General features: G+C 58.8%; 27 protein-coding genes (1 of these 27 cut by a window edge). 9 read left to right on the top strand and 18 right to left on the bottom strand.

What is annotated here, in order from left to right:
- Positions 1-35: 35 nt before the first annotated feature.
- From cobJ to alr, 15 genes are all read right to left on the bottom strand, one after another.
- Positions 36-815: a precorrin-3B C(17)-methyltransferase gene (gene cobJ, locus ACUZ9Q_RS12450; RefSeq protein WP_192112788.1), complete on the bottom strand. Its 780-nt coding sequence runs from the start codon at positions 813-815 to the stop codon at positions 36-38.
- Positions 812-2,128 carry a cobalt-precorrin 5A hydrolase gene (locus tag ACUZ9Q_RS12445; protein ID WP_227119450.1) on the bottom strand — a complete coding sequence of 439 codons (1,317 nt, stop codon included), beginning with the start codon at positions 2,126-2,128 and terminating at the stop codon, positions 812-814. Before ACUZ9Q_RS12445 ends, cobJ begins: the two co-directional genes overlap by 4 nt.
- A gap of 27 nt (positions 2,129-2,155) precedes the next feature.
- On the bottom strand, positions 2,156-3,427 hold the full coding sequence (hemL, locus tag ACUZ9Q_RS12440) for a glutamate-1-semialdehyde 2,1-aminomutase (protein WP_215648424.1): 1,272 nt from the start codon (positions 3,425-3,427) through the stop codon (positions 2,156-2,158).
- A gap of 15 nt (positions 3,428-3,442) precedes the next feature.
- Positions 3,443-3,922, bottom strand: a complete 480-nt coding sequence (ahbB, locus tag ACUZ9Q_RS12435) for a siroheme decarboxylase subunit beta (RefSeq protein WP_449247977.1) — start codon at positions 3,920-3,922, stop codon at positions 3,443-3,445.
- A gap of 145 nt (positions 3,923-4,067) precedes the next feature.
- Positions 4,068-4,622 carry a hypothetical protein gene (locus ACUZ9Q_RS12430; RefSeq protein ID WP_227119451.1) on the bottom strand — a complete coding sequence of 185 codons (555 nt, stop codon included), beginning with the start codon at positions 4,620-4,622 and terminating at the stop codon, positions 4,068-4,070.
- A gap of 356 nt (positions 4,623-4,978) precedes the next feature.
- The gene (locus ACUZ9Q_RS12425) at positions 4,979-6,703 is read right to left on the bottom strand and encodes a cation acetate symporter (protein ID WP_449247976.1); all 1,725 of its coding nucleotides are present in this window, start codon (positions 6,701-6,703) and stop codon (positions 4,979-4,981) included.
- Positions 6,700-7,014, bottom strand: coding sequence for a DUF485 domain-containing protein (locus ACUZ9Q_RS12420; protein WP_215648430.1), 315 nt, complete (start codon positions 7,012-7,014; stop codon positions 6,700-6,702). Before ACUZ9Q_RS12420 ends, ACUZ9Q_RS12425 begins: the two co-directional genes overlap by 4 nt.
- Before the next feature lie 54 nt (positions 7,015-7,068).
- Complete coding sequence (locus ACUZ9Q_RS12415) at positions 7,069-7,701, bottom strand: 3'-5' exonuclease (protein ID WP_215648432.1); 633 nt, start codon at positions 7,699-7,701, stop codon at positions 7,069-7,071.
- A gap of 1 nt (position 7,702) precedes the next feature.
- Positions 7,703-9,517: a putative nucleotidyltransferase substrate binding domain-containing protein gene (locus ACUZ9Q_RS12410; protein WP_449247975.1), complete on the bottom strand. Its 1,815-nt coding sequence runs from the start codon at positions 9,515-9,517 to the stop codon at positions 7,703-7,705.
- Between the two features lie 1,026 nt (positions 9,518-10,543).
- Positions 10,544-10,810 carry an RNA recognition motif domain-containing protein gene (locus ACUZ9Q_RS12405; RefSeq protein ID WP_022659825.1) on the bottom strand — a complete coding sequence of 89 codons (267 nt, stop codon included), beginning with the start codon at positions 10,808-10,810 and terminating at the stop codon, positions 10,544-10,546.
- A gap of 467 nt (positions 10,811-11,277) precedes the next feature.
- Positions 11,278-12,771, bottom strand: a complete 1,494-nt coding sequence (gene dnaB, locus ACUZ9Q_RS12400; RefSeq protein WP_022659826.1) for a replicative DNA helicase — start codon at positions 12,769-12,771, stop codon at positions 11,278-11,280.
- 8 nt (positions 12,772-12,779) lie between these two features.
- Positions 12,780-13,286 (bottom strand): 50S ribosomal protein L9, encoded by a 507-nt coding sequence (gene rplI / locus ACUZ9Q_RS12395; RefSeq protein WP_192112797.1) that lies wholly within the window; start codon positions 13,284-13,286, stop codon positions 12,780-12,782.
- A 10-nt stretch (positions 13,287-13,296) separates the two neighbouring features.
- Entirely contained in the window at positions 13,297-13,560 is a 264-nt protein-coding gene (gene rpsR / locus ACUZ9Q_RS12390) for a 30S ribosomal protein S18 (protein WP_022659828.1), read from the bottom strand.
- Position 13,561: 1 nt separating this feature from the next.
- Positions 13,562-13,870, bottom strand: a complete 309-nt coding sequence (gene rpsF / locus ACUZ9Q_RS12385; protein WP_192112798.1) for a 30S ribosomal protein S6 — start codon at positions 13,868-13,870, stop codon at positions 13,562-13,564.
- Between the two features lie 140 nt (positions 13,871-14,010).
- Positions 14,011-15,147, bottom strand: coding sequence for an alanine racemase (gene alr / locus ACUZ9Q_RS12380; RefSeq protein ID WP_449247974.1), 1,137 nt, complete (start codon positions 15,145-15,147; stop codon positions 14,011-14,013).
- Positions 15,148-15,463: 316 nt separating this feature from the next.
- On the opposite strand from alr, the gene tgt reads away from it, so the two are divergent.
- A complete protein-coding gene (gene tgt, locus ACUZ9Q_RS12375; protein ID WP_215647993.1) occupies positions 15,464-16,603 on the top strand; it encodes a tRNA guanosine(34) transglycosylase Tgt in 1,140 nt (379 codons plus the stop codon).
- Between the two features lie 82 nt (positions 16,604-16,685).
- On the opposite strand, the gene ACUZ9Q_RS12370 is transcribed toward tgt, so the two are convergent.
- Together ACUZ9Q_RS12370 and ACUZ9Q_RS12365 are read right to left on the bottom strand one after the other, a co-directional pair.
- Positions 16,686-16,964, bottom strand: a complete 279-nt coding sequence (locus ACUZ9Q_RS12370; RefSeq protein ID WP_192112800.1) for a DUF5665 domain-containing protein — start codon at positions 16,962-16,964, stop codon at positions 16,686-16,688.
- Between the two features lie 143 nt (positions 16,965-17,107).
- Positions 17,108-17,626: a VUT family protein gene (locus ACUZ9Q_RS12365; protein WP_192112801.1), complete on the bottom strand. Its 519-nt coding sequence runs from the start codon at positions 17,624-17,626 to the stop codon at positions 17,108-17,110.
- Positions 17,627-18,087: 461 nt separating this feature from the next.
- Between ACUZ9Q_RS12365 and era the strand changes: the two genes are divergently transcribed.
- The 7 genes from era to fliQ all read left to right on the top strand — a co-directional run bounded on the left by era (position 18,088) and on the right by fliQ (position 22,899).
- A complete protein-coding gene (gene era / locus ACUZ9Q_RS12360) occupies positions 18,088-19,011 on the top strand; it encodes a GTPase Era (RefSeq protein WP_192112802.1) in 924 nt (307 codons plus the stop codon).
- A 2-nt stretch (positions 19,012-19,013) separates the two neighbouring features.
- On the top strand, positions 19,014-19,742 hold the full coding sequence (locus ACUZ9Q_RS12355; RefSeq protein ID WP_449247973.1) for a YggS family pyridoxal phosphate-dependent enzyme: 729 nt from the start codon (positions 19,014-19,016) through the stop codon (positions 19,740-19,742).
- 92 nt (positions 19,743-19,834) lie between these two features.
- Positions 19,835-20,494, top strand: coding sequence for a flagellar basal body-associated FliL family protein (locus ACUZ9Q_RS12350; protein WP_215647990.1), 660 nt, complete (start codon positions 19,835-19,837; stop codon positions 20,492-20,494).
- A 160-nt stretch (positions 20,495-20,654) separates the two neighbouring features.
- Positions 20,655-21,230: a flagellar motor switch protein FliN gene (gene fliN, locus ACUZ9Q_RS12345; protein ID WP_449247972.1), complete on the top strand. Its 576-nt coding sequence runs from the start codon at positions 20,655-20,657 to the stop codon at positions 21,228-21,230.
- Positions 21,223-21,816: a flagellar biosynthetic protein FliO gene (fliO, locus tag ACUZ9Q_RS12340; protein WP_225529950.1), complete on the top strand. Its 594-nt coding sequence runs from the start codon at positions 21,223-21,225 to the stop codon at positions 21,814-21,816. Before fliN ends, fliO begins: the two co-directional genes overlap by 8 nt.
- A gap of 16 nt (positions 21,817-21,832) precedes the next feature.
- Positions 21,833-22,546 (top strand): flagellar type III secretion system pore protein FliP, encoded by a 714-nt coding sequence (gene fliP / locus ACUZ9Q_RS12335; protein WP_022659839.1) that lies wholly within the window; start codon positions 21,833-21,835, stop codon positions 22,544-22,546.
- An 83-nt stretch (positions 22,547-22,629) separates the two neighbouring features.
- Complete coding sequence (fliQ, locus tag ACUZ9Q_RS12330; protein ID WP_022659840.1) at positions 22,630-22,899, top strand: flagellar biosynthesis protein FliQ; 270 nt, start codon at positions 22,630-22,632, stop codon at positions 22,897-22,899.
- A 409-nt stretch (positions 22,900-23,308) separates the two neighbouring features.
- On the opposite strand, the gene ACUZ9Q_RS12325 is transcribed toward fliQ, so the two are convergent.
- Positions 23,309-24,121, bottom strand: a complete 813-nt coding sequence (locus ACUZ9Q_RS12325) for a TrmH family RNA methyltransferase (protein ID WP_192112806.1) — start codon at positions 24,119-24,121, stop codon at positions 23,309-23,311.
- Between the two features lie 272 nt (positions 24,122-24,393).
- Between ACUZ9Q_RS12325 and ACUZ9Q_RS12320 the strand changes: the two genes are divergently transcribed.
- Positions 24,394-25,291, top strand: partial view of a lytic transglycosylase domain-containing protein gene (locus tag ACUZ9Q_RS12320; protein WP_297893976.1) — the 5' portion only. 794 nt of this gene lie beyond the right edge of the window; the window shows 898 of its 1,692 coding nt (coding positions 1-898); its start codon is at positions 24,394-24,396; its stop codon lies beyond the right edge, outside the window.

Genomic DNA, 25,291 nt, shown 5'->3' with positions numbered 1-25,291 from the left:
GGTAAGTCAATGACTATGGAAAAATGACATTCCAACTATTTTGATAAGTTGCCGAGATTGGAAGTCTTTTTGCGCGCGTAACCTCTGGGGGTGAGCATAAAGTTCCCCAAAGCCCGGCTTTCTGCATTGCCGATAATAAGTATGGAGAGCATGTCGACCTGTTCCGGGTCGAACTGGTCAAGGCGGAGCACGCGGGCCTCCTCGCCGGGGCGAAAGGCCTTGCGCACAAGCCCTACAGGGCAGTGCGGCGCGCGGAATTGCCGGGCAATTTCAAGAGCCTGTTCCAGATGATGGGGCCGCCCCTTGGAACGGGGATTATAGATGGCGCAGACAAAATCGGCCTCAAGGGCTGCACGGAGCCTGCGTTCAATGGTTTCCCACGGCGTGAGCAGGTCGCTCAGGCTGATGCAGGCAAAATCGTGCATCAGGGGAGCGCCCAGCAGGGCTGCCGCCGCGCACACCGCCGGAACGCCGGGCACAACATTGAAGGGCACGCTGCCCACAAGGCCCCGGCTTTCCAGAATCTCGAGGGCCAGACCCGCCAGTGCATAGATGCCGGGGTCGCCAGAACAGACAAGGGCCGTGGGCTGGCCTGACAGGGCTGCGTCCACCGCTGCAGCGCAGCGTTCTTCCTCGTGCCGCATGCCGGTGCTGATGCACTGCTTGCCTGCCAGCAGCTCCGGCGGCACCAGTTCCATGTAGAGGCTGTAGCCAGCCACGCAGGATGCATTTGCTATGGCCGTGCGGGCCTGAGGGGTAAGACATGCGGCATCGCCGGGGCCGAGGCCGACAACATGCAGACTGGCTGGGTTCATCGTTCAATCCTGTCCGAGATGGCTAAGGCCAGAGTCAACTGGCCTTGCTCGATAGTTTTGGGGAGGAGCAGACGGGGCGCGCCCGCCGGAAAAATCTGCGCTGCCGCCAGCAGGGCTGCGGCTTCACACACGCTGAAAGGCGGCTGGCTAAAGCGCCTGCCCGCCGCTGCAGAGGGATTGGGCGTGGGGCAGCGCGCAAGGTCGGCGGCTTCAAAGCCGTGCAAGGGAACGCCAAGCCGCTCGGCAAGGGCCAGCAGGGCGGGCTCCTGTAATTTTTCTTTCACGGTCGCCAGCGCAGCCACAGCCAGAGGCTCAAGCCCTTGGGCCGCCAGCAGCTTGCGCGTGGCGGTTTCCACCATATCGCCGGGCGCGTTTTTGCGGCAGCCCAGACCTATCACCAGCCGGGGAACAGCCACACGCAAGATTGCGGGGCTCGGTGCAAGCCCGCGCCAGTGCGCCGCAACCAGGGGGCCCCGGTGTTCTGGCGGCGTGGCATCGGCCTCACCTGCGGGCAGGCGCTGCAACTGGGGATGATCCGGCACGGCATGGCAGGGATCCCAAAGATTCAGGCTTTCTCCTTCAATCATGGCAGCCTGCGCTGCGGGCAGGCGGTTCCAGTCCACGGGCAGCAGCCCCGCGTTGCGCAGGAGCATATCCAGCGCAGGAGCGGCCTTGCGGGGCTGCGCGTCGTCTGCGCCGGGAGTGACCGGGGCGGCAGTATCCGAAGCGGTTGTGATAACCGCCGTTGCGCCGAGCAGATGGGCCACATGGCTGGCCAGCTCGTTGGCTCCGCCCCAGTGGCCGGAGAGCAGGCTTATGACGTGCTGCCCCGCAGGGTCAATTACGACCACAGGGGCATCGGTACTCTTGTGCGCAAGCAAGGGGGCAAGCGCGCGCACGGCTATGCCCGTTGCACCGATGAAGGCATGCGCCGCAAAATTTTTATAGGTTGCCGCCAGCAGGGAGCCGATTTTTTCAAAGGGTGTAACCCCCGCAGGGCAAAACCGTGATGGGGCGAAAATTTCCACGCGGGACAGACCGGATGGCTTGCCGTGGGCTGGGTGTTCTGATGGCTGGGCCGGACGTGCGGGATACTGGAGTTGACCGGGCAGGCCCCACGGGGTGACCGCAAGGCAATCCGCCAGACGCTGCGCCAGAGGCAGGGCCGACTGGCTGAGCGCATAGCAGGCAAGTGCGGTGATTCGGCGGGGACTGTGCAAGGGGTCTCCCTCGGCGGCATGTCTGGTGCCGCGCGGCAACGGGGATACGGCGGATGCCGCTGCGTGGAAAAAATAAAGAAGGGAACCCCGCATGCGAGGTTCCCTTCGTGCTGGTTCGACTTAAAAAATGACCTTGCGGGCAGCGTCCAGAGCCTTGTTGAAATCCTCGTCCGTGTGGACAAAGGAGACCATGCCCGTCTCGTAGCCGGAAGGCGCAAGGTAGATGCCGTGAGCGCGCATCTGCTTGTAGAACGTGGTGAAAAGCGCCTGATCACACAGCGTGGCGGTGGCAAAATCCGTGACTTCCTGCTCGCTGAAATAGGGGCAGAACATGGAGGCAAGGGTGGGCATCTGAATCGGCACGCCCTTGGATGCCAGAATGTCGCGCAGTTCCATGGCAAAGGCATGGGTGCGCTTTTCAAGCGCCGCGTAGTCGGCGGTTTTGAGGTAGCGCAGGGTGGCTATGCCGGCAGCCATTGCCAGCGGATTGCCCGAAAGCGTGCCCGCCTGATATACGCCGCCTCTGGGCGCGATGAGTTCCATGTAACGGCGCTTGCCGCCAAAGGCGCCCACGGGCAGACCGCCGCCAATGATCTTGCCAAAGGTGGTGAGGTCGGGATCTATGCTGAAGCGGGCCTGCGCGCCGCCAAAGGCCGCGCGAAAACCGGTGATGACTTCGTCAAAAATGAGCAGGCTGCCGTACTGGTCGCAGACGGCGCGCAGGCCTTCAAGAAAGCCGGGCTTGGGCAGCACAAGGCCCATGTTGGCGGCCACAGGCTCCACGATGATGGCGGCGATGCTCGCTCCATGCTGCTCAAAGATGGCCTTGACGGCATCAAGGTCGTTGTAAGGAGCAAGCAGGGTGTCCGCCACAACGGCTGCGGGCACGCCGGGAGTGCCGGGAATGGAGAACGTGGCAAGGCCGGAACCGGCGGCGGCGAGGAAGGGGTCGGCGTGGCCGTGGTAGCAGCCCACAAACTTGAGCACCTTGTCCCTCTTGGTGGCGGCGCGGGCCAGGCGCAGGGCGCTCATGGTGGCCTCTGTGCCGGAGTTGACCATGCGCACCATTTCAAGGCTGGGCATGGCGGCAACCACTTCTTCGGCCAGGGTTACTTCTGCCGGGCAGGGAGCGCCGTAGCTGGTGCCGCGTTTGGCGGCCTCGCACACGGCCCGGGTGACGGAAGGTTCGTCATGCCCAAGGATCATGGGCCCCCAGGAGAGTACAAAGTCGACATACTCGTGGCCGTCCACATCGGTAATCCGGCAGCCGTGAGCTTCAGCTATGAACAGGGGCTGGCTGTCCACGTTGTGGCAGGCGCGCACAGGGCTGTTGACGCCGCCGGGAATAACCGCGCAGGCCTTTTCAAAAAGCTGCCGAGAAGTGGTATCCATCAAAGGCTCCTTGTATCAGGCAAAATAGGTCATGGAAATTTTTTTCAGTTCCTTGAGGCTGCGCAGCACGGCATGCTCGCACAGCAGGGTATCGCGCTTGAGGTCTTCCACCACGCCAAGACACTCGGCCTCGCTACGGCCATGAATCATGGTGTAGAGTTCATACGGCCAGTCGGGCGCGGAACTGGGGCGGTAGTAGACATGGGAGATATGGTCGTGCAGGGAGGCCTGCGTGCCGCACTGTTCCACCAGATCGGGGGAGATCTTCCATGCCACCATGGCGTTGTGCGTCCAGCCGGTTTTCTGGTGTTTGATGCTGGCTCCAAAACGGCGGATTGCCCCGGATTCCTTGAGCGAACCAAGCAGCTCAAGCACCTGGGCTTCTGTCATTCCTGCCTTTTCGGCAATATCGGCGTAAGGCGTGAGCGAATCGGGCAGATTGTCCTGCACGATGCGCAGCACTGCCTGCTCTGCGGGGGTAAACTGACGGCTCATGAATTCTCCGGTACTATGGGCTGAGGCGCTGCCTGCGGCAGGTGGGGTACATGCCGCAAGCACGGCCCCCGGGCAGTTTGCGAACCAGGGGCCGTTGCAGCAGAAGCGGATTATTTTTCTAGCGCATTGACAATAGTATTCTGCTTTAGCGTGAAAAAGAACGCGCAAACAGGTCTTGAATGGCGATACGGCCATTGTCTTCAAGAAAACGTGTGCCGGTGGCGGCAAAATGGGCATGGGTGATCATGGGTTCGGTTGTCTGGGTCCAGTTGTCCTTGTTCCAGAAAAACCAGGCATTCTTTGGCTGATCAAAAACAAGCAGGGGCTTGTTGCATATCTTGGCGAATTCCGCTCCCCACCCGGTGCCGCCCTTGACGGTGCCGTCAGGCTGGACTGCGCCGATAACGATGATCTGCTCGCCGCTGCTGACCTGCCAGCAGATGGACTGCAAGACTTTGCGGAAAAGGGGTGCGCGCGTGTATTCGCGGCTCATGAGGCGTGAAACGTAGGTCAGGCTGACATCCTTGAGGGCCAGTTCTTCAGAGGTGAGCACCCGCACGCCGCGCGTACGTTCGATCTGGTGACCTTCAAAGCTGTAGTTTACTTCTTCCATACCCCAGCTTTCGGCCAAAGCGCCGAAGAACTGCTCTGTTCCTGCGGCGCCGCCGCTGTAAAGCACACACTGGTTGGGGGTAAGCATGGATGCCCTCCTCAAAGGATTGTTGCGCCGGACAAGGGTATAAGGGCCAAAAAAACCGGCAGAAGCGTCATGAACATCATGGCAAAATTTGCAGCAGTCGGCAAGGCAAGCCCGCAAAGAAAAGCGCCGCAACCGGAATGCGTTGGCATACGCAGTCGCGCGCCGCAAAATAAGATGCCCTGCAATGCCGTGTTGCTTTTGTGGAGGTTGTTTACAAATTCGTTGAGCCTGCCCGCCCGAAAAATATCTGTTTCCGGGCGGGCAGGCTGTTTGGTGGTTTGTCTGCAAGGCAAACGCTGCCCCATGTCAGGCATTGCTGCACGGCCTTGGTATAGGGGCGTAGCGCGTTTGTCGTCTTAATGCGCCGTGGGTTTGAAAGCTCCAAGGCCGGTCTCAGACCGGATTTTCTGGTCGGCAAAAGCCTCCCGTTCCTTCTGCGCCTGCGGGGACTGATCGCATATGGACACTACCCAGATGCACAAAAAGGCCAGGGGCATGGAAAAGATGGCCGGGGAGGAATACGGAAAGGGCGCGGAGCCGGGCGGATTGCCCAGGGTTGCCACCCACACGGCATCCGAGAGCATGGTCATGACCAGCGCGGCCAGCAGGCCCGCAAAGCCCCCGGCAACAGCCCCTCTGGTGGTGCAGCCCTTCCACAATACCGAGAGGATCAGGGCCGGAAAGTTGGCCGAGGCCGCAATGGCAAAGGCCAGCGACACCATGAAGGCCACGTTCTGTTTTTCAAACACGATGCCAAGAAACATGGCGATGATGCCGAGGGCCACGGTTGTCAGCTTGGAGATTTTAAGCTCCTCGCTGGAGCTGGCCTTGCCCTTTTTGAGGGCGGAGGCGTAGAGGTCGTGCGCCACGGCAGACGCGCCGGAAAGCGTCAGCCCCGCCACTACTGCCAGAATGGTGGCAAAGGCCACCGCCGACATAAAGCCAAGAAAGATATTGCCGCCAATGGCGTTGGCCAGATGCACGGCAGCCATGTTGCTGCCCCCGCGTAAAATGCCGTTTGCATCGAGGAATTCGGGATTGGTGCTCACAAACACTATGGCCCCGAAGCCGATGATGAAGGTCAGAATGTAGAAATAGCCGATCCATGTGGTTGCCCAGAGCACGCTTTTTCTGGCCTCCCTGGCATCCGGCACGGTAAAAAAGCGCATCAGGATATGCGGCAGCCCGGCGGTGCCGAACATGAGGGCAATGCCGAGCGAAATGGCCGAAACGGGGTCTTTGACAAAGCCGCCCGGCCCCATGATGGCCGCGCTTTTTTTGATGCCCACAGCGGCGGTGAAAAGTTTTTCGGGGCTGAAACCATACTGGGCCATAACCATAAAAGCCATGAACGAGGCCCCGCCGAGCAGCAGGCAGGCCTTGATGATCTGCACCCATGTGGTTGCCGTCATGCCGCCAAAAAGCACATAGGCCATCATGAGCAGGCCCACGATAACCACCGCATAGTGGTAATCAAGCCCGAAGAGCAGCTTGATGAGCTGCCCCGCGCCCACCATCTGGGCGATAAGATAGAACAGCACCACGACAAGGGTGCCCGATGCGGCAAATATGCGCACAGGCACCTGCTGGAGCCTGTAGGCCACCACATCGGCAAAGGTGAAGCGCCCAAGATTGCGCAGACGCTCCGCCAGCATGAATGTTATGAGCGGCCAGCCCACCTGAAAGCCGATGGCGTATATCAGACCGTCAAAGCCCGTTGCCATGACTGCGGCTGAAATGCCCAGAAAGGAGGCCGCCGACATAAAGTCGCCCGCGATGGCAAGGCCGTTCTGAAAACCCGTGATGCCGCCGCCTGCCGTGTAAAAATCCGCAGCGGAGCGTGTGCGCTTGGCGGCCCACTTGGTTATCCACAGCGATGCACCGACAAAAATGGTGAACATGATGATGGCTGTCCAGTCGGTGTTCTGCTTTTGCGTTTCTTCTATGACGCCCGCCGCCAGAGGCTGACCGGGCAGAAAAGCGATAAAAAGCGCCGTGCAGAATGTTGCAGCGCTGACAGTCGGAGCGGATTTTTGTTGCCTGAGCCTATGGGAGGATGTGCAAGCGCTTATTCCCCTCATGACTGCACCTCTTTTTCAAGAATCTGCTTGAGCGCAGGGTCAAATTCGCTGTTGGCCTTGCGAACGTAGACCGCCGTAAGCACAACGGTCAGCAGAATGATGCCGATGCCAAGGGGAATGCCCCAGGTTGTTGTCATTCCGGCTGCAAGAGGCGTGGCAAAGAGCTGTTTGTCAAAGGCGACAACCAGAATAAAACCGTAATACGCGGCAAAAACCACAAGCGTGAGTCGCCAGCCAAGGGCGTTGCGCGTCTTGATCAAGTGCTGGTATTGCGCATTCTTTTCAATTCGTTGCGTCAGTTCTGAGGCCATTGTTCCCTCCTCGCATACTTTTGTCCGCAATGTCTTTTGCGCAGACATTGGACGTTATGGGAGCCTGTGTGCGCCGTATCCGCGCGATTGCAGCGCCAGATACATCATGGCGGCTGTTATGGCGTCGTTCATGGCATCGTGCCTTGGCAGCGTGGGAAGGCGAAGATTTCTGATCATCGTTTCCCATCGCAGATCAATGTAGGCGCCAGGATATTGCGCAAATCGCCAGTCGTAATAGCGGCCCGAAACCTCTATGCGACTGTTTGGCAATGCTGCCCCCATCAGTGGCCTCAAGTTTTTGTTCAACACTGCAAGGTCGTATTGCAGATAATAGCCCACCAGTGTTCTGCCTCTGACAAACTGAAGAAAAGCCGACAACACATCCTGAAGCGGCAGACCCGTGCTGAAATCACACGGGCGCAACCCGTGCACGCGCACATTCTGCCCGTCAGGGGCATGTTGCGGCGTTATCAGCGCGTAAAAGGCGTCTCTGGTGCAAAGACGCCTGCCGTCTATGCAGACGGCGGCGATGGATAAAAGCTCCGCTTCCTTCACATTGAGCGAGGTTGTTTCGCAATCGATGCTCACAAGCAGGCCGTCATCCTGATCCAGCAGGGAACGGTAGGGTTCCCGCAGGCCGCGCATGCGCCAGCGGCGCGCCACGGCCTGTATCCATGAGTTTTGCATTTCAGAACCTGTCCAGCCCGTACCGCTGGCCGATCATGCGCTTGAAGCGTTTGACCACCTGGAGGGCGTCCTGCAACAGGTCCTTGTCCAGAGTGGACAGGGTGGCCGTATCAATCTCGTTGCTCAGGGGGTTCCCCTTGCGCAGCATTTCAAGGCCTGCGTCCAGCCGCAGGCGCATCAGAAAGGCCAGAGATTCGGCCAGATCATCTGCCTGTGATTTCTCAATAATACTGCGTGATGTGAGGGCCTCCAGTCGGTCAAAGGTGTTGGTGGCATCAATGCCCGCCTCCAGAGCCAGAACGCGGGCGCCGTGGACAATGGGGAATATGCCCGCTTTCTTGATGTCGAGCAGGGCGTTTTTCTCGCGGTTCAGCAGTTGCCGCCAAAAGCCGCTTTCGCCTGTTCGGGTGGGGAACTGTTCAATGGGCAGGGCCATGCGTGCAAACCATGCCGCATCATCGTGCAGGGCCGAGCGCAAGGCCTTGCGGCAGGCCTCAAGCCAGGAGGCCGGGCCGGAGACTGTTTCCGCATCCAGAAAAATTGCCAGATGCATAAGCCCCTCGCCCTGCGTGGAATCCGCCCACTGGCGCAAGGTCTGTCCCCATTCGCGCACCGTGTGCCGCCAGAGCGGCTGGTTCACCATCATGTCGCCGGGGCAGGATGGATAGCCAAGGCTGAGCATGCGTTCCGTAAAACTGTTTGCAGAGAGTTCCACCTCCTTTTCGTCCAGGCCTTCCGCAAGGATCAGCGCGTTGTCCTGGTCGGTTTTCAGTATCTGCTCTCCCCGGCCTTCGGAGCCAAGGGCAAGCAGGGCGCTTCCGGCAAATACGGCGGGCGTGGCCGTCAACTGCCAGAGGCGGGCCATGAGCTGCGCGTTGAGCACCTGCACAAGGCGCGCGAGCTGGGGCGTTTTTATGCCCTGGGTAACGAGGGTTGTTACCAGGGCTTCCATGTCCCGCATGGCGCTGTGCAGGTCGGCCAAGGTGGTGGCCGCCTCGAGCTGCCGCGCGATCGACAGGGAATGGTTGGAAAAATAGGAAAGCAGGTCGATCATGGCCAGAACGCCCACAGGCTGCCCCTTGTCCGTCACCACAATGCGGTGGATGTTGTGGCGGGTCATGAGAAGCAGTGCATTGAAAAGGTAGTCGTCCTTTTCGCAGCTCAGCAGGGAAAACTGGGCGCAGGCCCGGAGTGGGGTCTGGTTGGAAACCGCGTTGGCCACGATGTCGCAAAAATCGCCCGTGGTGAAAATCCCGGTACTGGAACCATCGCGCACAAAGATGGATCGTCTCCGGCTTTCCTTCATGCGCTGCGCGGCGTGGGCAATGGTATCCGTTGCTTCGGCAAATATGGGCGGCCTAAAACCAGCATCGCTGATCTTGACCGCAAAAAGGCTCTGCCATTCGCGGCGGTCGCGGCTTTGGGCAAGCTGGCCCAGCTTGTCGGACACGGTTGCAAAAAAGTACGCGCCGAAAAGCGAGTTCTTTTCCGTCAGGGCCAGCACCTCCCGCCCAGGGAACACGCAAAGCAGCACTTCTTCATGCGCCACAAACCTGTGCCACGTTCTGCCTGTGGCCAGAGCGCGGCAATCAAAGGCCTCGTGCTCGCGGTATGCCCCCACAATTTCCTCGCCCGACATTTCACGAACAAGCCCCTTCATGACCAGATAGAGCACATCAACATCATTTCCCGAGGCAAGAATTTCCTGATCATTGTTGAAAAACAGAATATCGGCAGTGGCCGACAAGGCAGATGCCTCTGCCAGGGTAAGCAGATCAAAAGGGGGATGCGTGAGGTCAAAGCGGGTGTTTGGCATAATCCGTCCCGGATGCGTCCCTGCAGTATGATTGTATTTTTACCGACAGTGCCGTGCCTGCGTTGTTTCCCTGTTGTGCGAATTATGTTTGCAATCAATAGAAACTGTTCAATCAATGAGCGTATTGTACTTTGTGAATAAATCAGAATTAGTATGTGTAAATGGTGTATGTGAAATATTTCATTGATTGTTTATACAATTTAAATAAGCTAAATTTAACATAAAACTGGCTATTGAAATTATCAATACACTACAATTAATAGCCTTACTCATGCAATAATTATTTTTTATAGTCATTAATAATCATAAAAATAAATTATAAATAAAATTTTTTGTTGAAACAAACATTTCTGTACATATAAACAATTCAGGGATCAGGATTGTGTGCAATATATGTAGCTGGAGCGTGCAGGTTCAGTAGAAAAAAAGAGACATGCAATAGTAGCTGATTTTGAGGCCTGTGGGCTTTCTTCCGTCACAGCTAGCAATTGGAGGGCGTGTCGAGCTTCAGTTTTGCAGGCAAGGGGCTCAGGAGGGCTGCAATGCCCTTGCCTTATTGCATAGCAATGCAGTCTGGTTTTTACGAGGAGGCAAGCAAAGGCTGATGCGGGAGTGTCCAGCTGTTTCTCAGAGTTGAGTAGAGCGAAGTCTTGGCAGCATGAGAAAGCAGGGCACAGGAGTTATGTGCAGGAGTGGGGAAGGGCACATACGTGGAAAGAGCACAGCAGGCAGTGTCGAAGCGAGTTGCTCCAACCAATGAGATTTGCGGCATCAGGAGAGAGTAATGGAGAGAGCGCTTGGGATGTGGAGCGTGAAGGAGGGCCATCGGCCACCTTGCGGCATGGAACAATGAACATCTGGCGGACGGCAGAAGACAAAAATGCTGTGACGGGGCTTTCGGCAGACAATATCTGTCGAACCGCCCCGCCACGCTAGAATGTGCAGGAGCGCCCTTGGGCGACCCTTAAGAGGTGCGCGCAACAAAAAACGCCCCAATTGGGGCGTGTCTTTGTCCGTTACAGCGCCCTAGTAGCGGGGCTGGCGCGGGGCTCTGGGTTTGGCTTCGTTCACGCGCAGCGTGCGACCGCCAAAGCTGAAGTTGTCCAAAGCTTCAATGGCGGAGTCGGCTTCGCCGTCTTCCATTTCCACAAAGCCAAAGCCGCGGGCACGGCCGGTATCCCTGTCGCTAACAAGTTTCACAGACAGAACGCTGCCGTATTCGGCAAAAAGATCCTGTACCTGTTCTTCAGTGGCAGACCAAGGAAGGTTCCCGACATAGATGGACTTAGACATGAAACACCCTCTCAAAAAAAACAATCTTCCCGCGCTTACGCCCAGTAAAACGTATTACCGGTACGCGGCCCATGAAAAACATGGAAACACGCTTTGTCGGCCTTGTCAACGAATCGCCAAAAAAAAGTTGGTATTGCGTATCGCCGCGAGTAAAAAAGGCGCAAACCCGCAGTGAGAAAGGAGGAAATGGAAATAAACGAATGAGTTTCGGGAGATTGTGCAAAGAATCTCAAAACACGGTGGACATCTGATGTTCAATACATGGCAGGAGCACAACGGGCGTTGAAAAGATAAAGAGTGGCAAGATGCATTGCTAACAATCGGATTGGTTGTTCAACCAACATTGAATTAGAAAGCTATTACGTGCAAAATACGTTCAGGCTGTAATTATTAGTGTCGCACCAATTAGCATGCTAAAAAGCCGCACAACGACAGCTCTTGCGTCAGTTGTACGGCTCTGAAATTGGCTAGGATCCGCCCTCTGATGGCGGGGGCATCCAGTCTGGCGCAATATCTTCAAACGAAGTGTAGGGCGACATATACATAAGCTCGGCTACACCCACCGGGCCGTTGCGCTGCTTGCCGATGATAATTTCGGCAATGCCCTGAGGCGGCCGGTCGGCAGGTTTCTGGAATTTGTACACGTCGTCGCGGTAGACAAACATGATAACGTCCGCGTCCTGCTCGATAGCGCCAGATTCGCGAAGGTCAGAAAGCATGGGGCGCTTGTCGCTGCGTTCTTCCACCTTGCGGTTAAGCTGCGAGAGCGCAACCACGGGCACGTTCATTTCCTTGGCAAGGCCCTTGAGCGACCGCGAAATATCCGAAATTTCCAGTTCGCGCGAATCTGTGCGGCGGCTGGTGCGCATGAGCTGCAGGTAGTCCACCACCACCATGCCAAGGCCTTTGTCCGCTTTGAGGCGGCGGGCGCGGGCGCGCAGTTCAAGCGTTGTGAGGGCCGGGGTGTCGTCAATAAATATGGGCGCACGGGCCACAACGTCCGCCGCGTCATAGAGGCGCTGCCAGTCTTCGTCTGTCAGCAGCGAGGGACGGCGCAGCTTGGAAAGATCCACCTTGCCCCACACGGCAAGCATGCGCTGCATGAGCTGCTCCTTGCTCATTTCGAGCGAAAAAACAGCCACGGGCACGTTCTGGCGCACGGCAGCGTTGATGGCCATGCACATGGAAAAAGCCGTCTTGCCCATACTGGGGCGGGCCGCCACAATAATGAGGTCAGAGGGCTGCAGACCGGCGGTCAGTTTGTCCAGGCGGGTATAGCCGGTGGTGACGCCTGTAATGACGTCTTTGGCATCGGCCAGCTTGGAAAGCTTGTCGAACACCCGCTCCAGCAGTTCGCGCGTGGGGGTAAAATCCTTACCCGAGGTGCGCTGCGAAATGGAAAAAACCGCCTGTTCGGATTCATCCAGCAGTTCGCCGACTTCGCGCGTGGCATCGTAGCAGTTGACTATGATGCCAGAGCAGGCGTTGATCAGGCTGCGCTGCAAGGATTTGTCGCGAACTATGGTGGCGTAGTATTCCGCATTGGCGCCAGAAACAACGGCCTGCGCCAGCTCGCCCAGATAGACCGCGCCGCCGGCTTCTTCAAGGGCGTTCATGCTCTTGAGTTGCTCGGCAGTGGCAATAAGGTCGAGGGGGGCCGATTTGCGGTAAAGTTCTAGAAACGCCTTGTAAATGGTGGCGTGCGCGGGCAGGTAAAAATCTTCGTCAGTGAGCTGGTCTGCGATGGAGTGCATGAGCTGGGGGCGCATGAAAACGCCGCCGAGCACAGCCTGTTCGGCTTCAACACTGTGGGGGGGCACACGCCGCAGAATGTCGGCCTCGGCCTTTTCCGCGCTGTGCGCTGAAGAGCGAGACTGGCCATCCTTGTTGCGGCCCTGCCCAAAAGGCGAGCCCCCGGCCGCGTGGCCGGGGGCGGAATTGCTATCGTTCCGGGAAACCACGCAAACCCCTACTGGGCTGCCTCGGCTTCTTCAGCGGGCGCAGCAGGTGCGGGTTCTTCTTCGATGGGCTGATGGTCGGAAATGACCTTCACCGGCACCATGGCGATCACGCTGGCGTGCAGACGCACGCGAACGGGATGTTCACCAAGGGTACGGATGGGGGCATCCATAAGGATGCGGCGGCGGTCAACTTCCACACCAAGAGCGGCAAGAGCGTCGCCAATGATGGTGGTGGTGACGGAGCCGTAAAGCTTGTCGTTGTCGCCCACGTGCATGGGGATAACAACTTCCAGGGCTTCCAGACGGGCCTGGAGGGCCTGGGCATCAGCGCGCACGGCATCCATGCGGGCCTGAAGCTTTTTGCGTTCCTGTTCAAAGCTCTTGAGGTTGGAAGGCGAAGCAACCATGGCCAGACCCTGCGGGAGCAGGAAATTGCGGCCATAACCAGCTTTCACTTCAACCACATCGCCAAGGCTGCCGAGATTTTCAACGTCGGCGCGAAGTATCAGTTTCATGTGCGCCTCCTTAAATGGTGCTCTTTTTCTTGACGCCGGAATCGTGCGTCGCGGTGTAGATGAGCAGGGCCATCTGGCGGGCGCGCTTGATTTCGCGGGTCAGCAGGCGCTGGTGATGTGCGCAGGTGCCGGTGATGCGGCGGGCAATGATCTTGCCGCGCTCTGTGATAAAGTCGCGCAGGATGTCGGCGCGCTTGTAATCCAGGGGCAGATCTTTATCTGCGCAGAAGCGGCAGAACTTGCGGCGCGGGGCAAATTTCTTCTTGAAAGCCATGTTAGGCAACCTCCCCGGCCACTTCGTCGGCCAACTTGACGGTCACAAACTTGAAGATGCCGTCGGTGATGCGAATGTTGCGTTCCAGCTCAGCGATAAGCTCAGCAGGAGCCTGGTACACCAGACGCACATAAAAGCCGCGCATCAGTTTGCGAACCGGGTAGGCGAGGTCGCGCATGCCCCAATTGTCCACTTCCACCATGACGCCCTTCTCACGCTCGATGATCGCGGTAAGGGCGGTGATGATGCCCTCGCGATTGTCGGCGGAAAGCTCCGGGGAAAGGAGCAGCAGGGTTTCAAATTTCCGCATTGGTATTCTCCTTTTGGATTGGCAGCCCACGCCACACGGGGCGCGAGCAAGGAACGAGTCTTATACTTCCGGCAAATGGGCCTGTCAAGCCGAAATTTTCAGAAGGCTGAAAGCCTGCGCTGCCAGGGGGATGCAACGGGTTATGCGTAGACGCGCGGGTTCATGCCGCCAAAGAGGCACAGCACTTCGTACGAAATGGTGCCCAGCGCATCCGCTATGTCCTGCGGCGTCACCGCTTTTTGCCCCGCCTCGGCGGGGCCGCCCACAAGCCATGCGGTGTCGCCCACGCGCACGGGCGGCAGATCGCTGACATCGGCCATGATCATGCCCATGCACACCCGGCCCACCTGGGAGGCGCGCCGTCCGTTGATGAGCATGGCGGCACGTGTTGAGAGCGAGCGGTTGAAAGCAGTGGCGTAGCCAATGGCAACAACCGCCACGGTAGCAGGCTTCTGCGCCGTAAACAGCCGACCATACGACACGCTGCGGCCCTCGGCCACCTGCCGTACCTCGATAACGGGCGCGCTGACGCTCATGGCCCATTCCAGGCCGAGCGCGGCACCCTTGCCTTCCCATGAGGTTCCCGTAAAGGGATTGCCGCCGTAGAGCGAAATGCCGGGGCGGCATACCTCGAAATGCGCGTCGGGGCGGCCTATGGTGCCAGCCGTATTGCAGAGCGAGCGCTCAATGTCGGGGAATGCCGTACGCAGCGCGTCAGACATGGCGGTGAAGCGCTTGATCTGGTCCTGTGAATAGGCTTCCTGCTCCGGCACATCGGCGCATGAAAAGTGCGATATGACCATAGCCGGAGAGATGCCCGGGATGTTGCGCAGCCGGTCGATAGCCTGGGGCAGTTCTTCCTGCGAAAAGCCAAGGCGGCCCATGCCGGTTTCGCACTTTATGGCAACGCGCAGAATGCGCCCGGCGTGGCAATGGGCGGCAGCGCGTTCTAGCTGGTCAAAGTTGCCCACCACCGGGGTCAGCCCCTGCATGGCCGCTCCCTGCCATTCCACATCGGTGAGCGCGCCCAGAAGCGGCACAATGGTTTGCCGCAGGCCAGCCTCGCGCAGGGCCATGCCTTCTGGTACGGTTCCCACGGCAAAGCGCCGCGCGCCAGCATCAGACAAAACCCGCGCCACAGGCAAGAGGCCGTGGCCGTATGCGTCTGACTTGATGACCGGCATAAGCTTTTCAGCCTTGCCCATGCGGCCAAAATTACGGCGGATGGCGGCCAGATCGATGTGGCACAGCGATGGTGAAAACGTGCAATCGCTCACAGGGAATTCCCTCATTTGAACTTTGCTGAAGGACATTTTGCGCGGTTTGTCCGCGCACCGCGCATGGCGGCAGCGAAGGGTCGCCGTCCTTTGCGGCCCCCCGGCGCAACGGCCCCGGCCCTTGCGCGCAACACCCTTTAATGAAAGGGGGTAACCTTAACAATATTGCCCCCAAGGCACAACAATTAGCCGTGCTGCATCGCTCGGCTTTTGCCGCAAACCATAATTTTTTGAGCCGGAATCGGCGGATATCTGCTCAAGATGCGGCGTGCTCCCCCTCTTGCGCAGGGCGGCGCTTGCGGCTACTCTGCGCGGCATGTCCCAATCCGTATTTACCATTGAACACACCGACGGCGCGGCCCGCGCCGGGGTGCTGCGCACGGCTCACGGCACTATCCCCACGCCTATCTTCATGCCCGTGGGAACCGTGGGATCCGTCAAGGCTCTTGCCCCGGATGATCTGGCCGCCATTGGCGCGCCCATCATTCTGGGCAATACCTATCACCTTTATCTGCGCCCCGGCGATGAGCTTGTGCACCGGCGCGGGGGGCTGCACAAGTTCGCCTCCTGGCCCGGCTCCATCCTGACGGACAGCGGCGGTTTTCAGGTATTCAGCCTGAGTTCGCTACGCAAGATCCGCGAGGAAGGCGTGGAGTTCCGTTCGCACCTCGATGGCTCAAAGCATCTGTTTACGCCTGAAAAGGTGCTGGAAATCCAGCGCAACCTGAATTCAGACATCATGATGGTGCTTGACGAATGCGTGCCCTTTGGCGCGGATTACGCCTATACGGAAAAATCTCTGGCCCTGACCACGCGCTGGGCCAAGCGCGCCATGGATGCCTATCCGCCCGGTTCGGCGCACAATCTGATGTTTGGCATCACGCAGGGCGGTTTTTACAAAGACCTGCGCGAGCGCTCGGTGAACGAACTGTGCGCCATGGATTTTGACGGCTTTGCCATTGGCGGGCTTTCGGTGGGCGAGCCGAAAGACAAGATGTATGATCTGCTCTACCACACAGCGCCCCTGCTGCCCGGCGAAAAGCCCCGCTACCTCATGGGAGTGGGGACGCCGCTGGACATTGCCACGGGCATCCATGCCGGGGTGGATATGTTCGACTGCGTGTTGCCCACCCGCAATGCGCGTAACGGCACGCTCTACACGTCGCTTGGCAAGATCAACATCAAACGGCGCGAATTTGCCGAGGATGACGGCCCCCTTGATCCCAACTGCCGTTGCTACGCCTGCCGCAATTTTTCGCGCGCCTATCTGCGGCATCTGTACGCCAGCCAGGAATTGCTGTCATTCCGGCTCAATTCCCTGCACAACCTCACCTATTTTCTCGATCTGGCGTGCAACGCGCGTCAGGCCATCGTGGAAGGGCGCTATATGGATTTTCTGGCGAAAATTACGGCCCTGTATCCCGACGAAGCCGCCCGCGCCGCCGCTGGTTCGTAGGTCGGGCGATTGCCAGTCATACAAAGGGGAGGAGCGTTACGGTTCCTTCCCTTTTTTTGTGGTGGGGAGGCGTGAGAGCCAGTCAGCCCCCCTTGGCCATGTTCATGATCTGTTGCAGCAGTTCTGTAAGGTAAGGGATGTTCATGCTGATGATGCGGGCCAGTATCTTGTAGAGAACGGCCAGCACCAACGATGCGCCAATGCTGAAACCCAGCCCTCTGGCAATACCTGACAGAAAGTTGAGCCAGAGTATTTTGCCGGTTTTTTGCGACAGCCGGACGTATTCCATGAGGCCCGCGTTGTCGAGGCGTTGCAGCAGGAGTTCGGCATCGGTCTGTCTGGCTTCAGGTCTGTTGTCCATTGATCCCCCTCGTGCGGAATGCCGCTTGAGGCAGAGTCTATACGGTAAGCCCCCAAATAACAAAAAACCCGTGATCCAGCGATCACGGGTTCAAACTATGTGTTGTGCGGTACCCGCCCGGGCATGCCCTGCGGTGTCAATCGCTATGCCTGAATGTGCTCCAGCCCGCATTCGCGCTGTTCGCGGCGGCGTACCAGCCAGAAAACAAGCAGCGATCCTGCCAGCTTGCTCAGGCTCATGGTAATGACAGACCAGGGCGTGGCAATGCCGATCATGCCCAGAAATACGATGCTGTCCAGCGGCGCGCCCACAAGGCTTGAAATGAGAATGCGCTGCGAAAACGGGCGGCGGGTAAAGGTGTATACCGCCCAGTCGCCCAGTTCGCCCACGGCAAAGGCCGCGGCGCTGGCCAGCGCAAGCTGCGGGCTGGCCATGAACCAGCTGACCACGCAACCCACCAGCATGCCCCAAAGCACATGATGCCCCACGCGGCGCTGCGCGTAATCGCGCACCACAAAAATAAAGCCGACGATGAGCGAAAGGGGAGCCCACATATCGCCATTGGGCAACTGGATGAGCGGAGTGACTGAAAAGGCGAAGTTAACGCCCACAATAAGTGCAATATAGGTAAATAGGCTGAACATGGGCGGGAGAGTAGGCATTGGCGCGCCTGTAGTCAAGCGGCGGGCTGTGAAATGCCCCACTGTTTGGGGCGTGGCAGAAGCATAATAATGATGAGGTGTTCGGCGGCAAGGGCAATGTAGGTGCTGTCCCCTCGTTCGATTTTTTCGTCCGTTTTTTGCACCAACTCCTGTGCCCGTCTATGTCCGTTTTGGGGCCTGTACCGGGGTTGGGGCAATGCCCTGCGTCTTGACCCCGAAGCGCGGATGTGGGACAGAAAGCCAGTTATAGTATGTTTCTAGAGTAAAGTTTACTCTGAGTGTGCCGGGCAGGTGCGCAAATCCATGCCCGCCCGAACGCGGAAGCGCAATTTCTTTGAGATGTTAGCCCGCATAGGGCGGCCTTTGTCGTGCCAGTGCGCCCGCGCCCTGCAAAATTGCCAGAAAATTTCCCGTCGAAGTTTACGGCGGTAGAGGCTGGATGTTTCCAGCCGGGAGAAAGAATGTCGGATCAGAACTATCGTTGCGGCTGGGTCGCGCTTATGGGGCCGCCCAACGCGGGCAAATCCACCCTGCTGAACGCCTTGCTCGGCCAGAAGGTGACCATCGTCACCCCCAAGCCGCAGACCACGCGCAATCAGATTGTGGGCATCCTTACGGACGAGAACGCCCAGGTTATTTTTATGGATACGCCGGGCCTTGCCCAGGTGCGCGGTCGACTGAGCAAAACCATGCTCCAGGCCGTGTGGCAGAGCCTTGCCCAGGCCGAAGTCATCATGCCCGTGCTTGACGCCCACCTGTACATCCGTCATCCGGAATTTCTGGAACGCGACCTTGAGCCGCTGTCCAGGGCGCTTTCCAACGATGACCGGCCCATGGTTGTGGTGGTCAACAAGGTGGATCTGTTCTCGGACAAAAGCCGCATGCTGCCGCTGTTGACCCGTCTGAGCGAAATGTGGCCCAAGGCGGAAATTTTCCCCACCTCGGCCCTGAACCGGGACGGCCTGCCGGATCTGGCAAAACTTATCCGTTCCAAGCTGCCCGTTGCTCAGGCCCAGTTCCCCGAAGACCAGATTTCCACGGCCCCCATGCGTTTTATGACTGCGGAAATCGTGCGCGAAAAGCTGTTCCTGCATCTGCGTCAGGAAGTGCCCTATTCCGTGGCTGTGGACGTGGAAAGCTGGCAGGAAGACGAAGAACGCGGCCAGACTGTGATCCACGCGGTCATCTACGTGGGGCGGCCCATGCACAAGGCCATGGTTATTGGCCGTGCGGGCGCTTCCATCAAGCAGATAGGCATTGAGGCCCGCAAGGAAATTCAGGATCTGGTGGGCGGCAAGGTGCATCTGGAGCTTTGGGTCAAGGTGCGCGAGCACTGGACTGAAGACGCCGCCTTCCTGCGCGAGATGGGCCTGATGGCGGAGTAGTCATGGGCGATACCTTGTTGCTTGAACGCTATGCGCGGGTGCTCGACCGCATTGACACGGCCTGTGCATCGGCTGGCCGCCCCCGCGAAAGCGTGAGGCTTATTGCCGTTTCAAAACTGCATCCGGCGGAATCCCTGGCCCAGGTGGCCGCCGCCGGGCAGATTGATTTTGGCGAAAACTACGTTCAGGAGGCCCTGCAAAAAAAGCAGGACCTGAACGCAGACCCGGCCACAGCAGCGCAGTGCGCCGGGATACGCTGGCACATGATCGGTCATGTGCAAAGCCGCAAGGCTCCGCTGGTGGCGGGGGCTTTCAGTCTTGTGCATACCCTTGATTCCCGCAAGCTTGCGGACGCCTTTGAGCGGCGTCTGGCGGAGGGCGGAGCGCGTCAGCCAGTGCTGTTTGAGGTGAATGTTGGGGGCGAATCGCAAAAATCCGGTGTGATGTCTGCAGATTTGCCGGAATTGGCCGATTATGTTCTTGAGCATTGCCCGCACCTTGAGGTGCAGGGCCTCATGTGTCTGCCCCCGGTTTTTGATGCGGGCGATGCAGCGCGGCCCCATTTTGCAAGGCTGCGTGAATTGCGCGACACCTTGAGCACCCGCCTTGGCCTGCCCCTGTCCGAGCTTTCCATGGGCATGAGCGGCGATTTTGAAGGCGCGGTGGCCGAAGGGGCCACCATGGTGCGCATAGGTACGGATATTTTCGGGCCGCGTCCTGCCAAGGTGTGAACAGCTTTGGCACAAAGTCTGCTACATGACGTGCAGACCGGAATGACTTGAGCGGTTCGCATTCATGACCCCACAATAGCGGTGGAGTAGGTATGGCGGCCAAAGAAAAAGAATCAAAGGCCCTGCCGGAAGGGCAGGCAGAAAACCCCAAGAAGGGCTCCAAGGCCAAGCGCATCGTCATTATTTTGGCGATCTTGCTTATCACTCTGAGTGGCGCGGGCATTGGCGGCTATTGGTGGTTTTTCATCCGCACGCCGTCTTCGGCAAGTTCTGCGCCTGCTGAATCTGCATCTGCGGATACCGCAGGCAAGGGCGCGGCGGGCCAGACAGGCGCAGGCGGTTCTGGCGGCGCCAGCGGCGGCGCATCCGGTCAGGCCGGGGCAGGCGGTTCTGGCGCCGCAGGCAGCGCGGGCGATGGACGTATTGAACGGCAGGGCGATCTGCCGCGCAGCAGTGGCCAGGTTTTGCCATTGCCGCCCATAACCGTGAACATTTCCGACCCTTCGGGGCGGCGGTATCTCAAGCTGGGGATGGAGGTCGAGGTCAATGCGGACGTTGCCGCTGCATTGCAGGCCAACAATCCGCGTATCCGAGATGCCATCATCATGCTGCTGGCGGGCAAGACGTTTAACGATATCTCCACGCCTGACGGCAAGGTGCTGTTGAAGGCGGAGGTGGCCGCGCGGCTGAACCAGATTCTGGGCGCGCAAAGGGTCATACGCGTATATTTTACCGATTTTGTCGTGGAATAGCGCGGAAACTCAGCCCCTGGCGGCCTCTGGCAGCTGATTTTGTGCGGACGCGGTTTCTGATAGAGGCTTTTGGCAGCCATGCCCGTTGCGGGGCGCGCCGTTGCCGCGATGCCGCCCGAATGTTCGGGTGAGCATGTTGGAATAGAGAATGAGGTGACGTATGTCGCAGGAAGATCAGGAAGCCTTGGCGGCCCAGTGGGCCGCGCAACTGGAAGATGAAACCAATGCGGCAGAACCTGCTGCACCCGCTGCACCCGCTGCGCCTGCTGCTGATGCTGCGCCTGGTGGTGCGGCTGGCAGCGGTTTGGATGAAGAAGCTCTGGCTGCCCAGTGGGCTGAATCCCTGGCGCAGGATGAAGAAGACAAGGGGCCGACTTCCTTTGGCGGTGCAGGTGCAGGGCTTGGCGGTCACCCGGTAGACGCGCATTTTCAGGACATGACTGAAATGGCCCGTCAGCCCAAGGACAACAAGCTCAAGCGGGAGCTGGATTTTATTCTGGATATTCCGCTGGACGTGTCTGCCGAACTTGGGCGCACCCGTCTGCTTATCAACGAACTGCTGCAGCTTGGTCAGGGTTCTGTGGTGGAGCTGAACAAGCTGGCTGGCGAACCGCTGGAAGTATTTGTGAACGGCAAGCTGGTGGCGCGCGGCGAGGCCGTGGTCATCAACGAGAAGTTCGGCGTGCGCCTCACCGATATCATCAGTCCCATTGAAAGGGTGAAGCAGCTTGGCTAGCCTGCCTGTGCTGCTGGCCGCCGCGGATGGCGGCCTTTCGGGCAGCGCCGTGCGCGGTGTGGTCACTTCTGGCGCGCAAGGGTCTGCGGCAGCGGTGCCGCCGGGGCTGGAGCAGACAGTTGCTGCCGCAGCCCAGCAGATGCTGCACGGGCTGGACATGGCCGCGCAGGCCGCGCAAAGCGTGGGCATTGCTACGGAGCAGGCCGCTGCCTCGCTGGCGGAACCGGCTTCAACGCTTGGGCAGTCGTCCTTTTCGTGGGGCAGCTACATACAGGCCGTGGGCATTCTGTTTTTGCTGGTGGCCGTGCTGTGGCTGGCCGTATGGCTGGCCCGCCGTTTCGGCAAGTTCAATTTTCTGCCGCGTCCGGGGGCGCTTCCGCGCGATGCCCTGGTCATGGAGGCCCAGCTCCCGCTTGGGCCGCGTAAAGGCTTGATGGTGGTACGCTTCTTGAATAGAAGGTTGCTGCTGGGCGTTACCGACCAGCAGATTACCCTTCTGACAGAGGAGCAGGCACAGCATGAGCCAGAAAACGCCGATTTCAAACAGATCATGGAAGAAGCCCGTCGCGGCGCTGGCGGCAGCTAGCCTCTTCATCCTCCTTATGCCGGTTCTGGCCCTTGCGGCTCAGGATCTGGCCATGCCCACAATGCAGCTCACCCTGGCCGGTGGAGCGCAATCGCCGGAAAAAGTCTCGGTGTTACTGGAAATTCTCTTCCTGCTCACCGTGCTTTCCGTTGCTCCGGCCATCATGCTTACGGTCACCAGTTTTACCCGCATCATCATTGTTTTCAGCTTTCTGCGGCAGGCCATGGGCGTGCAGCAGTTGCCCCCCACCCAGATTCTTGCCAGCCTTGCCATTTTTATGACGGTGGTCATCATGTACCCCGTGGGCAAGCAGATCAATGATAACGCCCTGCAGCCCTATCTGGCCGAGCAGATCGACTACAAGGTGGCGCTCGACAGGGCGCAGGCCCCTTTGCGTACCTTTATGTTCAAACATACGCGCGAAAAGGATCTCTCTGTCTTTTACTCCATCAGCAAGATGGAAGCGCCGCGCAGCAAGGAGGAAGTGCCCACCATGCTGCTGGCCGCCGCCTATGTCATCAGCGAGCTTAAAACCGCCTTTACCATCGGCTTTCTCATCTACATTCCTTTTCTGGTGCTGGATATGGTCATCTCCAGCGTGCTGCTGGCCATGGGCATGATGATGCTGCCGCCCATGATGGTGTCCATGCCCTTCAAACTGCTGCTCTTTGTTATGGTGGACGGCTGGAATCTGCTGGTCGGCTCGCTGGTGAACAGCTTCCTGCTCTGACCGGTGCGTTGCGCACAACGTTGGCCCGGTTTTTGCCTAAGGGTTGGAAAGATTCGTACACCGTCAATTTTCAGGAGTCGCCCATGTCCCCAGATTTCGTCATCGGTTTTGGCCGGCAGGCCATTGAACTTTGCTTGATGATGTCCTTGCCCATGCTTGGTGTGGGTCTTGGGGTGGGTGTGGTTGTCAGCGTTATTCAGGCGGCAACCCAGATTCAGGAAATGACCCTGACTTTCATCCCCAAGATCGTGTGCATGTTTCTGGCCCTGCTGCTGGCCCTGCCCTGGCTCATGGAACGCATGATTACCTTTACCCGTGACGTGTTCATCAATATCCCTACATATATTCGGTAAAGACTGCCTCACGGGTCGCCCTTATCGGCGCGTACAACCCGCTCCGCCAGCCGCGTAACAGCGCGCTACACTGGCCTGGGGCGGGTTTTTTGCGTTCAGCGGGGTTTTGCTTGCCTGTCTGGTACAGGTGCGCGTGCAACAATGGCTGGTATCATGTTGTTGTAGATGTTCTGAGTCTGATGCTAGTAGCAGTATAACTGTATTTCGCGTCTGTAATGCGATTGCTGTAATGTATAAAATCTATCTAATAAAAATCTAGAGAAAGTTTAGGGTTATTTTGTTTGCAATAAAAAAGGAAGTGCGGCCGCACTTCCTTTTTTATGCTGTCAAGAGCTTGTCTGAACTGCGCAAAAAGGGCCAGTTATGTTGGCGTGCTTTTTGCTTTGGGATTTGCTGAGCAGAAATTGCCCTACGATGCAGAATCTTTTGCCCTGTGTGCTGCGGCAAGGCCCAGCAGTACGGCACCGGCTTGCGCCACATTGAGTGAGTCAAAGGTGCGGGCAAGCGGAATGCGCAGCATGTGGGCGCACCGTTTGGCGACGCCGGGCCGCAGGCCTTTGTCCTCATTGCCCAGAACCAGCACGGCAGGCAACTGCATGGGTTCATCAAAGGCATTGAGGCTTGATGGGCCTTCACCGCCCGCGCCGTAAATGGTCAGGCCAGCTTCTTCGGCGCTGTCGAGGGCGTGCCCCAGGTTGGTTACGCGGGTCACGGGCAGCTTTTCCAGTGCGCCCGCAGCGGCCCTGCGGGCTGCGGGGCCAAGGTAGGCGCTGTTGTGCTGGGGCAAAATGATGCCCGCGCCGCCCAGAGCATACAGGGTGCGGCAGATTGTGCCCACGTTGCCGGGGTCTTGCACCTGGTCAAGGGCAACGATGAGGGGCAGGGGGGCATCGGCAGCAGCAGCCAGCAGATCGGCAAGTTCGGTAAAGCCGGTGGCGGCCAGACGGGCCACAACGCCCTGATGGGAAACACCGTCACGGCCTTGACGCCCCTGGGCAGTTTGACCGCCAGCGCCTCGGCACAGACGGTCAAGGGCCACCGGGTCTACCAGGCTGAAGCGCACGTTGTGCTGACGGCAGAGGTTCAGCACCTCCTGCGCATCGGGGCCACGCAGGCCTTTTTTGCAGAAGACGCAGTCGATGCGCTGGGGTTCGCTGGCAAGCAGTTCCAGCACGGGCTTGAGGCCCGGCAGCAGCGGGGCTTGTTCAGTTTCATTATGCATATGCGCCTCCGGGCTGTGTGCATTGGCCGCCGTGCGGCCTGAGTGATTGGAGAGGATTGTGCGGGCAAGAACCCGCTAGAAATATTTATGCGATATGCTGCGCGGTTGCGCACGCGTGTGGGCTTTTGGCAGTCCATGCCGTGGCATCGCGCACGGGGAAGGAACAGACAGCCCTTGGCGGCTGTGTACGCATCTTCCCGGCAGATGGCAAGCCGGGGGCGGCAAAAGGGGAGGGAACAATGGTTGCAGCATCGAACAGGAACGGATCGGCAATGGCAAGACTGTTTTTTCTGGCTGTTGTCTGCTGTCTGCTGCTTGCCGGGGGCTGCGCCTCGCGGCAGGGTGGCGACTCCGGAGGGGGATTGTCGATGTCTGTGCCGGAAGAAGACACTTCCCCGCCGCTGACGGCCAGTGAAACCGCCGCGCTCAACACTACCGGGCAGGTGGACAAAAACATCCCCGAAAGCGCTATGGCGGACGTAACGCGCCAGTACAAATACTTTTTGCGCAAGGGCCGCCCCACCATGAGCGCATCATCAAAAAGGGCTGAGCAGTTCCTTGCCTATGCCAAGCGCGTGTTCCGCTCGCGGGGTATGCCGGAAGACCTGGCCTACCTTGCCATTGTGGAAAGCGGTTATCGCAGCGAAGTGCGCTCGCCAGCCGGGGCCGCCGGAGCCTGGCAATTCATGCCCTATACCGGGCAAAAGTATGGTCTGAATCAAGACTGGTGGACGGACGAGAGGCTTGATCCTTTCAAATCCACCGAGGCTGCGGCAGACTATCTGCAAAAACTCTATGGCGACTTTGGCGACTGGCCCACGGCCATCGCGGCCTACAATGCCGGTGAAGGCAAGATTGGCCGCGCCAAGCAGGGAACGGGCGGGCGTGACTTTTTTGAAATCAAGTCGCGCAACCATATGCTGGACGACAAGGCGCAGCTGCGCGACGAAACCAAGCAGTATGTGCCGCGCTATCTGGCTGTGACCAAGATCATGCGCAATCTTCCCCAGCTTGGCTTTGATCCCATCCATCCCGACAATGCACCGGGCGTGCTGCGCCTGACCGCAAAACCCGGCACGGATCTGGCGGGCGTGGCCCGCGCCTGCCGCATGGATATGGATGAGTTTTCGGCATTCAACAGGCACCACAAGCGCCCCATGACCGACACCA

It is taken from the genome of Desulfovibrio desulfopostgatei, assembly GCF_053570645.1.
The sequence above is the reverse complement of the archived record's forward strand: the minus strand, read 5'-3'. Positions and strand labels throughout refer to the sequence as shown.

Bases quoted from the DNA above. Each gene is read 5' to 3' on its own strand.
- ACUZ9Q_RS12365 (WP_192112801.1), bottom strand. From the start codon at position 17,626: ATGCCTACTCTCCCGCCCATGTTCAGCCTATTTACCTATATTGCACTT.
- ACUZ9Q_RS12370 (WP_192112800.1), bottom strand. From the start codon at position 16,964: ATGGACAACAGACCTGAAGCCAGACAGACCGATGCCGAACTCCTGCTG.
- ACUZ9Q_RS12415 (WP_215648432.1), bottom strand. From the start codon at position 7,701: ATGCAAAACTCATGGATACAGGCCGTGGCGCGCCGCTGGCGCATGCGC.
- ACUZ9Q_RS12420 (WP_215648430.1), bottom strand. From the start codon at position 7,014: ATGGCCTCAGAACTGACGCAACGAATTGAAAAGAATGCGCAATACCAG.
- ACUZ9Q_RS12410 (WP_449247975.1), bottom strand. From the start codon at position 9,517: ATGCCAAACACCCGCTTTGACCTCACGCATCCCCCTTTTGATCTGCTT.
- rpsR (WP_022659828.1), bottom strand. From the start codon at position 13,560: ATGGCTTTCAAGAAGAAATTTGCCCCGCGCCGCAAGTTCTGCCGCTTC.
- hemL (WP_215648424.1), bottom strand. From the start codon at position 3,427: ATGGATACCACTTCTCGGCAGCTTTTTGAAAAGGCCTGCGCGGTTATT.
- ACUZ9Q_RS12425 (WP_449247976.1), bottom strand. From the start codon at position 6,703: ATGAGGGGAATAAGCGCTTGCACATCCTCCCATAGGCTCAGGCAACAA.
- ACUZ9Q_RS12355 (WP_449247973.1), top strand. From the start codon at position 19,014: ATGGGCGATACCTTGTTGCTTGAACGCTATGCGCGGGTGCTCGACCGC.
- tgt (WP_215647993.1), top strand. From the start codon at position 15,464: ATGTCCCAATCCGTATTTACCATTGAACACACCGACGGCGCGGCCCGC.
- rplI (WP_192112797.1), bottom strand. From the start codon at position 13,286: ATGAAACTGATACTTCGCGCCGACGTTGAAAATCTCGGCAGCCTTGGC.
- ACUZ9Q_RS12350 (WP_215647990.1), top strand. From the start codon at position 19,835: ATGGCGGCCAAAGAAAAAGAATCAAAGGCCCTGCCGGAAGGGCAGGCA.
- fliP (WP_022659839.1), top strand. From the start codon at position 21,833: ATGCCGGTTCTGGCCCTTGCGGCTCAGGATCTGGCCATGCCCACAATG.
- fliQ (WP_022659840.1), top strand. From the start codon at position 22,630: ATGTCCCCAGATTTCGTCATCGGTTTTGGCCGGCAGGCCATTGAACTT.
- cobJ (WP_192112788.1), bottom strand. From the start codon at position 815: ATGAACCCAGCCAGTCTGCATGTTGTCGGCCTCGGCCCCGGCGATGCC.
- ahbB (WP_449247977.1), bottom strand. From the start codon at position 3,922: ATGAGCCGTCAGTTTACCCCCGCAGAGCAGGCAGTGCTGCGCATCGTG.
- fliN (WP_449247972.1), top strand. From the start codon at position 20,655: ATGTCGCAGGAAGATCAGGAAGCCTTGGCGGCCCAGTGGGCCGCGCAA.
- rpsF (WP_192112798.1), bottom strand. From the start codon at position 13,870: ATGCGGAAATTTGAAACCCTGCTGCTCCTTTCCCCGGAGCTTTCCGCC.
- era (WP_192112802.1), top strand. From the start codon at position 18,088: ATGTCGGATCAGAACTATCGTTGCGGCTGGGTCGCGCTTATGGGGCCG.
- ACUZ9Q_RS12325 (WP_192112806.1), bottom strand. From the start codon at position 24,121: ATGCATAATGAAACTGAACAAGCCCCGCTGCTGCCGGGCCTCAAGCCC.
- ACUZ9Q_RS12405 (WP_022659825.1), bottom strand. From the start codon at position 10,810: ATGTCTAAGTCCATCTATGTCGGGAACCTTCCTTGGTCTGCCACTGAA.
- ACUZ9Q_RS12430 (WP_227119451.1), bottom strand. From the start codon at position 4,622: ATGCTTACCCCCAACCAGTGTGTGCTTTACAGCGGCGGCGCCGCAGGA.
- ACUZ9Q_RS12445 (WP_227119450.1), bottom strand. From the start codon at position 2,128: ATGCGGGGTTCCCTTCTTTATTTTTTCCACGCAGCGGCATCCGCCGTA.